This is a genomic window from Paraburkholderia sp. A1BS-2L (assembly GCF_051125205.1).
Lineage (GTDB): Bacteria > Pseudomonadota > Gammaproteobacteria > Burkholderiales > Burkholderiaceae > Paraburkholderia.
Genome location: NZ_CP120430.1, coordinates 177246 through 190551 on the forward strand (window position 1 = coordinate 177246; position 13306 = coordinate 190551).

Consider the following 13306-nt stretch of genomic DNA (forward strand, 5'->3'; position numbering starts at 1 on the left):
GAACGATCATGAGCAAGGAAACACAGGGCGCCACGCCGCCCCCGCTGCTCGACCGCAGCGATGTGCGTGTCAAGCATGCGAGCGGCGTGGGAGAAAGCCTCTCCGCTTTCGTCGACCGGATCCGCTCGGGCGACCTCGGGTCGCTGCCGGTCATCGTCGGCCTCATCATCATCTGGACGGTGTTCACGAGCCTGAACCCGGTTTTTCTGTCCGCCAACAACCTCGTGAATCTGCTGTTCGATTGCTCCACGGTCGGCGTCATTTCGCTTGGCATTGTCTGTGTGCTGCTGGTCGGCGAAATCGATCTTTCGGTGGGGTCGATGAGCGGTTTCGCTTCGGCGCTGCTGGGACTGTTGTGGGTGAACGAGGGCTGGCCGGTGTGGCTGACCATTGCCGCCGCGATCGTCGTCGGCGGCGTGATCGGCGCGCTCTACGCGCTGCTGCTGAACCGCCTGGGCATGCCGAGTTTCGTGTCGACGCTTGCCGGGCTGCTGGCGATACTCGGCATGCAACTCTACGTGCTCGGCTCGGATGGCTCGATCAACTTGCCATACGGCTCGACCATGGTGAATTTCGGTCAACTGATGATCATCCCTGCCGTTGTCTCGCACGGGCTGGCGTTGCTGCCGGGGCTTGCGATGGTGGTGCTCGGACTGCGCACGCGTGAACGCCGCCGCGCCGCCCGTCTCTCGGCTCCGTCGGTGAGCGGCCTGCTCGTGCGTGCGGCGCTCATGACGCTGTTTCTCGAACTCGTGGTGTCCTATCTCGACCAGGGGCGCGGCGTGCCGCTGATGTTCGGCGTGTTTCTCGGGCTGACGGTCGCGATGAACTACGCGCTCACGCGCACGCGCTGGGGGCGCTCGATGAACGCCGTGGGCGGCAATCGCGAAGCCGCGCGGCGCGCCGGCATCAATGTGCGGCGCATCTATACGAGCGCCTTCGTGCTGTGCGCGGCGCTGGCGGCGCTGGGCGGCGTGCTCACGGCGGCGCGCCTTGCCTCGGCGAGCCAGCAGGCCGGCACCGGCGACGTCAACCTCAACGCCATCGCGGCGGCCGTGATCGGCGGCACCAGCCTGTTCGGCGGGCGCGGCAGCGCCTGGTCCGCGGTGCTCGGGATCATCGTGATCCAGTCGATCGCAAGCGGTCTCACGCTCCTCAATCTGTCTTCGTCGCTGCGTTTCATGATCACCGGCGCGGTGCTCGCCATTGCGGTGATCGTCGATTCGCTGGCGCGCCGCTCGCGTGTCACGCACGGCCGCGCGTAATCCCATGCATCCTGGAGAGTCGTTCATGTCTGAATCCATGAAGGGGAAAGTGGCCGCCATTACCGGAGCGGCGTCGGGTATCGGCTTCGAGTGCGCCCGCGCACTGGTCGGGGAGGGCGCAAAGGTCGTGTTGATCGACCGCGCGAAGGACCGGCTGGATGCCTGCTGTGCGGAGCTGGGGCCGAATGCGCTGCCCTTGCAGGTGGATCTGCTGCAGGGCGCCGAGGTGTCGGGCATGCTGCCGAAGATCCTTCAGCTAGGCGGCGGACTCGACATCTTTCACGCGAATGCGGGCGCCTATATCGGCGGCGAGGTGGTGAGCGGCAACCCCGACGAATGGGATCGCATGCTGAACCTGAACATCAACGCGGCGTTTCGCAGCGTTCACGCGGTGCTGCCGCACATGGTCGCCCAGCGCACGGGCGACATCCTGTTCACGAGCTCGATCGCGGGCATCGTGCCGGTCGTGTGGGAGCCGATCTATACGGCGTCCAAATTCGCCGTGCAGGCCTTCGTGCACACCACGCGCCGCCAGGTCGCCAAATATGGCGTGCGGGTGGGGGCGGTCGCGCCCGGCCCGGTCGTCACGGCGCTGCTCGACGACTGGCCGCAGGCCAAGATGGAGGAAGCCCTGGCCGCCGGCAGTCTGATGCAGCCGAAGGAGGTCGCCGATGCGGTCGTCTTCATGCTGACGCGGCCGCGCAACGTGACCATTCGCGATCTCGTGATCCTGCCCAACAGCGTGGATCTCTGAGCGGCCCCGCTCATAGCATCGCTTCCTCACCTCATCGGACAGACCCACTGCAATGACCTCAGCGAACCTGGAGAGTGCGGCATCGGGCGCTGCGCGCGGCGCGCGCTACGTGATCGGCGTGGACGTGGGCACGGGCAGCGCGCGCGCCGGCGTTTTCGATGCGAACGGCGTCATGGCGGCGTCGGCGAAGCACGACATCAGCGTGTTTCATTCGAGCGGCTCGATCGTCGAGCAGTCGAGCACGCAGATCTGGCACGCCGTCTGCAGCGCCGTGCGCGATGCGCTGGCGGCGGCTGCGCTCGCGCCGGACGCCATCGCCGGCATCAGCTTCGATGCGACCTGCTCGCTGGTCGTGCTGGGCGAAGGCGGGCGGCCGTTGCCCGTCGGGCCCACGGAAGACGTCGAGCGCGACATCATCGTGTGGATGGACCATCGCGCCGTCGATCAGGCGCACCGCATCAACGCGACGCGCCACGAGGTGCTGCGCTTCGTCGGGGGCACGATCTCGCCGGAAATGGAGACCCCGAAGCTGCTGTGGCTGCTGGAGCATCGCCCGCACGTGTTCGAGGCCGCGTGGCAGTTCTTCGACCTGACCGATTTCCTCACGTGGCGCGCGAGTGGCGATCTGGCGCGCTCCACCTGCACCGTGACCTGCAAATGGACCTATCTCGCGCACGAGCGGCGCTGGGACGAGAGCTACTTTCGCACGGTGGGGCTGGGCGCGCTCGCCGACGAGGGCTTCGCGCGCATCGGACAGCGCGTGGTCGAACCGGGGACGTCGCTCGGGAGCGGGTTGACGCCGCAAGCCGCAGCCGAGCTCGGTCTGCTGGCGGGGACGCCGGTGGCCGCCGGCGTGATCGATGCGCACGCGGGCGGCATCGGCACGGTGGGCGCCGATGGCGCGCCCGAGGCCTGTCTTGCCTACGTGTTCGGCACCTCGTCGTGCACGATGACCACCACGCGCGAGCCGGTCTTCGTGCCCGGCGTGTGGGGGCCGTATTTTTCGGCGATGGTGCCGCAGACCTGGCTGAACGAAGGTGGGCAATCGGTCACCGGCGCGGCGATCGAGCGGCTCATCGGCATGCATCCGTTGGCGCACGAGATGCAGGCTCGCGCGGCACAGGCCGGCCAGTCGCTGCCCGCCATGCTCGCGGGGCTGGCGGTGCAGGCGTCCGACTCGCTTTCGGGGGCGGTGAGGCTGGCACGGGACCTCCATGTGGTGCCCGAATTCCTCGGCAATCGCGCGCCGTTCGCCGACCCGCACGCGAGGGCGGTCATCGCGGGCCTGGGCATGGAGACGGACCACGAGAGTCTCGTCGCGCTTTATGTGGCGGGTGTCTGCAGCATTGGTTACGGCCTGCGCCAGATCATCGAAGCCCAGGCGGCGGCGGGCGCGCCGGTCGAGCGCATTGTGATCAGCGGCGGCGCGGGGCGGCTGGGGCTGGTGCGCCAGTTGCTGGCCGACGCGACGGCCACGCCGGTGCTCGTGACCGAGGCGGAGGAACCCGTGCTGCTGGGTGCCGCGATGCTGGGCGCGGTGGCGGCCGGCCTGTTCGACGACCTGCAACAGGCGATGTCGCGCATGTCGCGGATCGGCACGATCCATTCGCCCGCGACCGGCGAGATTGCCGCGCTGCACGACGCGCGATATGCGGCGTTCAGGCAGTTGCAGGACCTCGCGAGGGCCATTCGCCAGACGCCGGCCTGATTGCTTCATAGGCGCTGCAAGGCCGCAGCTTTGTGTGATCGGGCGATAGACGCCCAGACAGGATTGTAACTGATGTTGTCATGATTATTTCATCGGTATAGGATCGATGAGAGAAAGCTAACGCTATTTGATGTGCATCCCACAAATTCACGCCCTGTCCATGTCAGAAGCTTCAACGAATTCGCTTGTCGCGTTGCATAGCGCAGTTGCCGGGCGCGCCGCACGCAATGCCGGTGTGGCGTTCGATGCGGCGTGGCTCGATGGGTTGCGCGTCAATCAGTCGGCTGTCGAGCGGCGCACCGCCACGCTGGGCACGCGCCGCGCCGTCAAGAAAGACGCCCAGGCCGCCTGGCTCCTGAAGGCGGTGACCTGCATCGACCTCACCACGCTCAACGGCGACGACACCGAAGGCCGCGTGCGCCGCCTTTGCTCGAAGGCGCGCCGTCCCGTGCGCGCAGACCTGCTCGCGGCGCTCGGCTTTGCGCCCGAGGCGATCGCCACCGGCGCCGTGTGCGTCTACCACCGGTTCGTGGCCGCCGCCGTGGATGCGCTGGCGGGCAGCGGCATTCCTGTGGCTGCGGTCTCCACGGGGTTTCCGGCAGGCCTCAATCCGCACGCGCTCAAGCTCAGGGAAATCGAAGCTTCGGTGGCGGACGGCGCGCGGGAGATCGATATCGTCGTGACGCGCGAGCATGTGCTGACGGGCAACTGGCGAGCGCTCTACGACGAGGTGCGCGAGTTTCGCGCCGCCTGTGGCGATGCCCACCTCAAGGCGATTCTCGCCACCGGCGACATTCGCGTGCTGTCGAATATCGCCAGGGCGTCGATGGTCTGCATGATGGCGGGCGCGGATTTCATCAAGACGTCCACCGGCAAGGAAGGGACCAACGCGACCCTCGACGTGTCGCTCGTCATGGTGCGCATGATCCGCGAGTACCGCGATCGCACTGGCGCACGGGTGGGCTTCAAGCCTGCGGGCGGGGTATCGAACGCGAAAACCGCGCTCGCGTACCAGATCCTCATGAAGGAAGAGCTGGGGCGTGCGTGGCTTGAGCCCGAGCTGTTCCGTTTCGGCGCGTCGAGCCTGCTCGCCGATATCGAGCGGCAGCTCGAACACCATGTGAGCGGCCGCTATTCGGCCTATCACCGCCACCCCCTAGCCTGAGCAGATCAGACCGATGAGCGTAGCCGAGTATTTTCGAACCATGGATTACGGTCCCGTGCCCGAGGACGATCAGCCCGTGCGCGCGTGGCTGGCGCAGCACGAGGCGCAATTCGGGCATTTCATTGACGGCGAGTGGCGCGGGCGCGAGTCAGGCGCGCGTTTCGAGGTGCGCGCGCCGGCCACGGGCGAAACGCTCGCGGCGGTGGCGCAGGGCGATGCGGCCGACGTGGCCGCCGCCGTTGCCGCGGCGCGCGCGGCGCAGTCCGGATGGTTCGCGATGGGGGGAGCGGCGCGCGCGCGGCATCTCTACGCGCTCTCGCGCATGGTGCAGCGGCATAGCCGGTTGTTCGCGGTGCTCGAAGCGCTCGACAACGGCAAGCCGATTCGCGAAGCGCGCGACATCGACGTGCCGCTGGTCGCGCGTCATTTCCTCTATCATGCGGGCTGGGCACAACTTCAGGATGACGAACTAACGGGCTGGTCGCCGCATGGCGTGATTGGCCAGATCGTGCCGTGGAATTTCCCGCTGCTGATGCTCGCGTGGAAAGTGGCGCCCGCCATCGCGCTTGGCAACTGCGTGGTGCTCAAGCCCGCCGAGTACACGCCGCTCACCGCTCTCCTGTTCGCGGAGCTGGCGCATCGCGCGGGGCTGCCGAAGGGCGTGCTCAACGTGGTGACGGGCGATGGCAGCACGGGCGCCGCGCTCGCCGCGCATCCCGGCGTCGACAAGATCGCCTTTACCGGCTCGACCGAAGTGGGCCGCGCCATCCGCATCGCGACGGCAGGCACGGGTCAATCACTCACGCTCGAACTGGGCGGCAAGTCGCCGTTCATCGTTTTCGACGACGCGGATCTCGACGGTGCCGTGGAAGGCGTGGTGGACGCCATCTGGTTCAACCAGGGGCAGGTGTGTTGCGCCGGTTCGCGCCTGCTGGTGCAGGAAGGCGTCGAAGCGCGCTTTCTGGCGAAGCTCAAGCGCCGCATGGCGACGCTGCGCGTGGGGCCTTCGCTCGACAAGGGCATCGACATCGGCGCGATCGTCGATCCGGTGCAGCTCGAACGCATCGAGACGCTGGTCGAGGCAGGAAGGCGCGAGGGCTGCGGCATCTGGCAGCCGCACGAAGTCGAACTGCCCGCTGTCGGCTGCTTTTATCCGCCCACGCTCGTGACCGGAGTCGGGCCCGCATCGACGCTCGCGCAGGAGGAAATCTTCGGACCCGTGCTCGCGGCCATGAGCTTTCGCACGCCCGAAGAGGCGGTGGCGCTTGCGAATAACTCGCGTTATGGACTTGCCGCGAGCGTGTGGAGCGAGACCATCGGCCGCGCGCTCGACATCGCGCCGCGGCTGCAATGCGGCGTGGTGTGGATCAACGCGACGAATCTGTTCGACGCGAGCGTGGGCTTTGGCGGCTACCGAGAGTCGGGCTTCGGCCGCGAGGGTGGGCGAGAGGGCGTGTACGAATATTTGAAGCCCGCTGCCTGGAGCCAGTTGCCGATGCGCGTGCCGCGCGAAACGAAAGCGGACGTGCTGTACGCTACGGCAGCGAGTTCGGGATCGGAACTGGATCGTACAGCCAAGCTTTTCATTGGCGGCAAGCAGGTGCGGCCCGATAGCGGCTACTCGCATGCCGTGTTCGCGCCGCGTGGCGAATGGGTGGGCGAAGTCGGCGCGGGCAGCCGCAAGGACGTGCGCGATGCGGTAGCGGCCGCGCGCGGCGCGAGCAAGTGGACGCAGATGAGCGCGCACGGCCGCGCCCAAGTGCTTTACTACCTCGCGGAGAACCTGAGTGCGCGCGCCGGGGAATTCGCCCGGCAGCTTGTGCGTCGCGCTGGCCAGGACGCGCACGCGGCGCAGCGCGAAGTGGAGGCGGCTATCGACCGTCTGTTCAGCTACGCAGCATGGGCCGACAAATTCGATGGCGCGGTGCGCACGCCGCCCTTGCGCGGCGTTGCGCTGGCGATGCACGAACCGCTGGGCGTGATCGGCATTGCCTGCCCCGACGAAGCGCCGCTGCTCGCCTTCGTTTCGCTGATCGCCCCTGCGCTGGCGATGGGCAATCGCGTGGTCGCGCTGGCGAGCGAGGCGTGTCCGCTTGCCGCCACGGACTTCTATCAGGTTGTGGAAACATCGGACGTGCCCGCAGGCGCGCTGAACATCCTGACCGGCGAGCGCGCAGCGCTGCTGCCGGCGCTCGCCCGGCACGACGACGTGGACGCGCTCTGGTGCTTCGGCCCGGCGGCCGACTCGGCACTCGTGGAGCGAGAATCGGTGGGCAATCTCAAGCGGACCTTCGTCGATCATGGCCGTCAGATGGACTGGTTCGAGCGGACCAGCGCCGGTTTGGCGATCCTGCGCCAGGCCGTGCAAGTGAAGAACATCTGGATACCGTACGGCGACTGAGTGCCATCTGAGCGCCAACTGGACGCCAACTGGACGCCAACTGAGCGCCAGCTGTCCGACAAGGAGACAACATGCTGAAGAGTCTGCATCCGCTTCTTGACGCCCGCGCGCCGCGCGCGAAGGAGCCGCGGCGATGAGCGGGCGCGTCGTCATACTCGGCATCTACGTGACCGATCTCGCGTTCCGCGCGAGCCGCATGCCGATGATCGGTGAAACGCTCGCCGGATCGGCGTTCGCGATGGGGCCGGGCGGCAAGGGCTCGAATCAGGCGGTGGCGGCAGCGCGCGCGGGCGCGCAGGTGGTGTTCTGCACGCGGGTGGGCAACGATGCGTTCGGCGAGATCGCGCGCGCCACCTGGGCCGCCGAAGGCATTACGGCGCGCGCAAGGGCCGTGGAAGGCCTTGCCACGGGAGCCGCGCACATCTTCGTGGACGATACGACCGGCATGAACGCGATCATCGTCGCGGCGGGCGCGGCGGGGACGATGGAGCCCGGCGACGCCGACGCGATCGAGGCCGATATTGCGGTCTGCCAGGTATTCGTGACGCAACTCGAGCAGCCGCTCGCGGCGGCGCGGCGCGGTCTGGAGCTGGCACGCCGCCACGGCGTGAAGACCGTGTTCAATCCGGCGCCGGCCATGCCGCTGCCCGACGACATTTTTCCGCTCTGCGATTACGTCACGCCCAATGAAACCGAGGCCGCAGCGCTCACGGGCATCGAAGTCCACAACGCCGAAGACGCGCGCCGCGCAGCCGACGTGCTGCTTGCGAAAGGCGCGGGCACAGTGATCGTGACGCTGGGCGAAGCGGGTGCGCTGCTCCATGCGCGCGATGCTTCGGTGCTGCTGCCGGCATTCCATTGCGGCCCGGTAGTGGAAACCGCGGGCGCGGGCGACGGATTCACGGGCGGCTTTGCCGCCGCGCTCGCGCGCGGCGAGGATCCGCTCTCTGCCACCCGCTTCGGCTGCGCGCTCGCCGGCATTTCCGTGACGCGGCCGGGCACGGCGCCCTCCATGCCGCGACGCGAGGAAGTCGACGCGATGCTCGCGCAGTGCAGCGCCGCGGCGCATTGAGCATCGAACGCTGCAATTTCACAGCAAAGGACGAGGTCCATGAAGCCTGCTCTCCTGGCCCGCTGGTTCGGCGACCGGCAGTTGAACTTCCTGCTGGTGGTGAACCTGCTCGTCGTGCTGGTCGCGGTGTGGGTGTCGCGCGGCCAGTTCGTCGGCATCGACAATCTGCAGTCGATGAGCGCGCAACTTCCCGAAGTCGCCCTGCTCGCGCTCGGCATCATGCTCTCCATGCTCTCGGGCAATGGCGGCATCGACCTCTCCGGCGTGGGGCTCGCGAACCTCTCCGGCATGATCGCCGCGCTGGTGGTGCCGCGCCTCGTGAGCGGCGACGACTCGCCCGCGCTCTATACGGCGCTCTTTTGCGCAATCGTGGTGGGCATGGGGCTGCTTGGCGGCTTGCTCAACGGCGTGGTGATTGCGCGCCTCGGGCTCACGCCCATTCTGTGCACGCTCGGCACGCAGCTGCTTTTCACGGGCTTTGCCGTGGCGCTCAGCAATGGCGCCTCGGTGCACGTGGACTATGTCGAGCCGCTTGCGGATATCAGCAACGGCACGTTTTTCCAGGTGCCGATTTCGTTCCTGCTGTTCGTCGCCGTGGTCGTGCTGCTAGGGTGGCTCCTCAGGCGCACGCCGTTCGGGCTGCGTCTCTATCTGATGGGCACGAATCAGCGCGCGGCCTTTTATGCGGGCATTCCGCGCGCGCGCATGCTGATCACGACCTATGCGATGTGCGGCGTGCTCGCCTCGCTCGCCGGCCTCGTGAGCGTCTCGCACACGCTCAGCGCGAAATGGGACTACGGCAATTCGTATCTGCTGATTGCGATTCTGATTGCGGTGATGGGCGGCGTGAATCCGGCGGGCGGCTACGGACGCATCATCTGCGTATTTTTCGCCGCGACGGTGCTGCAGTTCCTTTCGAGCCTCTTCAACCTGATGGGCGTGTCGCAATTTTTTGGCGACTGCGCCTGGGGCTTTCTGCTGCTGCTCTCGCTCGCGTTCGCGGGCGGCGAGCGCGTGCGCGCGATTTTCGGCTTCACGGGGTCGCCGCCCGCCGCGCGGTCCGGCGAGAAAGGGCAGAAAGGACGGGCATCGGGCTGACCGGCTGGACCGTGCCGCAGGCGGGCCTCGCGCCTCGGAGGTCCGTCGCCAATCATTTCGGGGCGACAGCGAACAAAAAAGGAGACATCCGACATGAACTTCAAGAGACTCAGCGTGGCACTCACGGCTTGCGCGCTCGCGGCGAGCGCCGCGGCCGTTGCGTATGCGGCGGAAAATCCGACGATCGTGACCGTTGTGAAGGTGACCGGCATCAGCTGGTTCAATCGCATGGACGACGGCGTCAAGGAGTTCGGCAAGGACAATCCGGGCATCACGGTGTACCAGACAGGCCCTGGCCGCGCGGATGCCGCACAGCAGCTCAAGATCATCGACGACCTGATCGCGAAGAAGGTCAGCGCGATCGCCGTCGTGCCGTATGATCCGCCCACGCTCGAGCCGGCGCTGAAGAAGGCGATGGATCGCGGCATCAAGGTGGTCACGCACGAGGCCGACAACGCGAAGAACACGATGGTCGACGTGGAGGCGTTCGACAATTCTGCCTACGGCGCCGCGCTCAACGACCGCCTCGCCGCCTGCATGCACGACGAAGGCAAATGGGCGACTATGGTCGGCTCGCTCGGCAGCCGCTCGCAGGTGCAATGGGCCAATGGCGGCATCGACAACGCGAAGAAGAAGTTCGCGAAGATGCAGCTCGTCGAGACGAATCTCGAGACCAACAACGACGGCGAGCACGCCTACGAAGTAGCCAAGGAAGTGCTGCGCAAGCACCCGGACCTCAAGGGCTTCCAGGGCTCGTCCTCGCTCGACGTGATCGGCATTGGCCGCGCCGTCGAGGAAGCGGGCCTGCAGGGCAAGATCTGCGTCTATGGCACGGGCTTGCCGACGGAGGCCGGAAAGTACCTCGAAAGCGGGGCGATCAACGGCATTGCGTTCTGGGACCCGAAGCTTGCCGGCGAGGCGATGAACAAAATCGCGAAGATGCTGATCGACGGCAAGACGGTGGAGAACGGCGCGAATCTCGGGCTGCCCGGCTATGAAAAGGTCACGGTGTCGAAGGGGCCGGGCAAGGGCATTATCGTGCGCGGCCAGGGCTGGGTCAGCGTCGACAAGTCGAACTACAAGCAATACAACTTCTGATCGGGAGAAGGTGGCGCGCGCAACGTTCGTCGAACGGGCGCGTGCCTCACCATCACGCCAAAACCCACTCGCGAAGAGTCAGCATATGGCTTCAGAACCGTTATTGCAGGTGCTTGACGTGCACAAGCGCTTTACCGGCGTGTACGCGCTGCGCGGCGTGACGCTCACGTTCGAGCGCGGCCAGATCTACCACCTGCTCGGCGAGAACGGATGCGGCAAGAGCACGCTCATCAAGATCATCTCGGGCGCGCAGCCGCCCGATGAAGGCGAGCTCGTGATCGACGGCGAGCGCCATGCGCGGCTCTCGCCGCTCGAATCGCTCGCGGCCGGCATCGAAACCGTCTATCAGGATCTATCGCTGCTGCCGAACATGAGCGTTGCCGAAAATGTGGGGCTCACGGCCGAACTGGCCGAGCACGGCGGACGCCTTGCCCGCACCTTCGACCGCCGCGAACTCGCGCAAACGGCCGCGCGCGCGCTCAAGGCCGTTGGCCTGCCGGGCGACGCCGACTTCCAGGCCACGCTCATCGAGCAGCTGCCGCTCGCGACGCGCCAGCTGGTGGCCATCGCGCGGGCGATAGCGAGCGAGGCGAAGTTCGTCATCATGGACGAGCCGACCACCTCGCTCACGCAGAAGGAAGTGACCAACCTGATTGCCGTGCTCGGCCAGTTGCGGGCGCAGGGCGTGACCGTGCTGTTTGTCAGCCACAAGCTCGACGAGTGCTACGCGATCGGCGGCGAGGTGATCGTGCTGCGCGATGGCCAGAAAGTCACGCAAGGCCCTATCGCCAACTACACCAAGGCGCAGCTGAGCGAACTGATGACGGGGCGCGCGCTTTCCCTCGAGCGTTATCGAGCCGCAGCGCCGGCTGCAGAAGTGCTGCTCGACGTTCGTGGCCTGGGCCGCGCGGGTCAGTTCGGCGAGGTGTCGTTCACGCTCCATCGGGGCGAGATTCTCGGCATCACGGGGCTGCTCGACTCGGGCCGCAACGAGCTGGCGCGCGCGCTTGCCGGCGTGGCGCCCGCCGACGCCGGCGAGATCGTGCTGGAAGGCCGCATCATCAAGCTTGCGACACCGGGCGACGCGCGGCGCGCGCGCATAGGCTATGTCCCGGAGGACCGTCTCAACGAAGGACTCTTTCTCGACAAGCCGATTCGCGACAACGTGATCACGGCAATGATCGCAGGCTTGCGTGATCGCTTCGGGCAGATCGACCGCGCGCGGGCTCGCGCCCTGGCGGAAGACACCGTGAAGGAATTGCAGATCGCCACGCCGGACGTGGAGAAGGCGGTGCAGTCGCTCTCGGGCGGCAACCAGCAGCGCGTGCTGATCGGCCGCTGGCTCGCCATCGACCCGCACGTGCTGATCCTGCACGGCCCGACCGTGGGTGTGGACGTCGGCTCGAAAGACATTATCTATCGCATCATGCAGCGGCTCTCGCAGCGCGGCATCGGCATTCTGCTCGTGAGCGACGACCTGCCCGAACTGCTGCAGAACTGCGACCGCGTGCTGATGATGCGTAAAGGGCGCCTCGCAGATGCTTACCGCGCCGAGGGGCTGACCGAGGCCCAGTTGTATCGCGCGCTGCTTGCCGAAGCGGCTTGAAGCAGCGGTTTGAAACAGCTGGCCGAAACACTTGCCGAGACTCGCATAACGTTTGACGGATCCCGCACGAGCATGAATCAGACAATGAGCACGCCATCCAACACCGTCGAAGTCGCGCGCCAGACCTTGCCGCTCAACTGGCGTGCAAAACTCGCCCGCAATCCCGAGTGGTTCACGCTCACGCTGATCGTCCTGACCTGCGTGATCGTCGCGTCGATCAACCCGCGCTTTCTCCAGTGGGCCACGCTGTTCGACCTGCTGCACTCGGCAACCATCACCTCGCTGTTCGCGCTCGGCACGCTTGTCGTGCTGGCATCGGGCGGCATCGACGTGTCGTTTACGGCCATCGGCGCGCTCACCATGTACGCGATCACGAAGGCCGTGTTCGCCTGGTGGCCTGATGCCCCGTTCGTGCTCATTCTGCTCACGGGCGCGGTGGGCGGCATCGTGCTCGGCGTGATCAACGGCGTGCTCGTGCACCGGCTGCAGGCGCCCTCGCTGATCGTGACGATCGGCACGCAATATCTCTATCGCGGACTGCTGCTGACTTTCATCGGCACGACCTTCTTCATGAACATTCCGCACAGCATGGACCACTTTGGCCGGACGCCGCTCATCGCGTACCAGACGGCCGACGGGCTGCATGCGGTGCTGCCGGTCTCCGCGCTCGCGCTCGTGGCGGCCGCGATTCTCACGTGGTGGCTGCTCAATCGCACGATGATGGGGCGCGGCGTGTATGCGATGGGAGGCAGCACGGCAATTGCGGAGCGGCTAGGCTTCAACCTGCGCGCGATACGGGTCTTCGTATTCGGCTATACGGGATTTCTGGCGGGCGTGGCCGGCATTCTGCACGTGTCGAATACGCGGCTGGCGAATCCGTTCGATCTCGTGGGGTCGGAGCTCGATGTGATTGCCGCCGTGATACTCGGCGGTGCGCGCATCACGGGCGGCAGCGGCACCGTGGCGGGCACGCTGCTGGGTGTCGCGCTGGTTACGCTAGTCAAGAATGTGCTCATTTTGATAGGCGTGCCGAGCACCTGGCAGAAGGTGATTGTGGGCGCGTTCATTCTGGTGGCCGGCACGCTGTTCGCGTTGCGCCGGCGCGGCTGAGCCTGTGCGTTGCAGCGCGCGGCCCGTGT

10 protein-coding genes are annotated in these 13306 nt (G+C 66.7%); all 10 read left to right on the forward strand.

Features of this window, described 5'->3' with window-relative positions:
* Positions 1–8 precede the first annotated feature (8 nt).
* Entirely contained in the window at positions 9–1265 is a 1257-nt protein-coding gene (locus tag P5W98_RS25335; RefSeq protein WP_421027518.1) for a sugar ABC transporter permease, read from the forward strand.
* A gap of 25 nt (positions 1266–1290) precedes the next feature.
* A complete protein-coding gene (locus P5W98_RS25340; protein WP_421027519.1) occupies positions 1291–2019 on the forward strand; it encodes an SDR family oxidoreductase in 729 nt (242 codons plus the stop codon).
* A gap of 52 nt (positions 2020–2071) precedes the next feature.
* Positions 2072–3727 carry an FGGY-family carbohydrate kinase gene (locus tag P5W98_RS25345; RefSeq protein WP_421027520.1) on the forward strand — a complete coding sequence of 552 codons (1656 nt, stop codon included), beginning with the start codon at positions 2072–2074 and terminating at the stop codon, positions 3725–3727.
* A 160-nt stretch (positions 3728–3887) separates the two neighbouring features.
* Complete coding sequence (deoC, locus tag P5W98_RS25350) at positions 3888–4892, forward strand: deoxyribose-phosphate aldolase (RefSeq protein ID WP_421027521.1); 1005 nt, start codon at positions 3888–3890, stop codon at positions 4890–4892.
* A gap of 13 nt (positions 4893–4905) precedes the next feature.
* Entirely contained in the window at positions 4906–7293 is a 2388-nt protein-coding gene (locus tag P5W98_RS25355) for an aldehyde dehydrogenase family protein (RefSeq protein WP_421027522.1), read from the forward strand.
* Between the two features lie 133 nt (positions 7294–7426).
* On the forward strand, positions 7427–8365 hold the full coding sequence (gene rbsK, locus P5W98_RS25360) for a ribokinase (protein ID WP_421027523.1): 939 nt from the start codon (positions 7427–7429) through the stop codon (positions 8363–8365).
* A 39-nt stretch (positions 8366–8404) separates the two neighbouring features.
* Positions 8405–9463, forward strand: a complete 1059-nt coding sequence (locus tag P5W98_RS25365) for an ABC transporter permease (protein ID WP_421027524.1) — start codon at positions 8405–8407, stop codon at positions 9461–9463.
* Positions 9464–9556: 93 nt separating this feature from the next.
* The gene (locus P5W98_RS25370; RefSeq protein ID WP_421027525.1) at positions 9557–10561 is read left to right on the forward strand and encodes an autoinducer 2 ABC transporter substrate-binding protein; all 1005 of its coding nucleotides are present in this window, start codon (positions 9557–9559) and stop codon (positions 10559–10561) included.
* A gap of 85 nt (positions 10562–10646) precedes the next feature.
* Positions 10647–12167, forward strand: coding sequence for a sugar ABC transporter ATP-binding protein (locus P5W98_RS25375; protein ID WP_421027526.1), 1521 nt, complete (start codon positions 10647–10649; stop codon positions 12165–12167).
* Between the two features lie 72 nt (positions 12168–12239).
* Positions 12240–13277 (forward strand): ABC transporter permease, encoded by a 1038-nt coding sequence (locus P5W98_RS25380; protein WP_421027527.1) that lies wholly within the window; start codon positions 12240–12242, stop codon positions 13275–13277.
* Positions 13278–13306 lie beyond the last annotated feature (29 nt).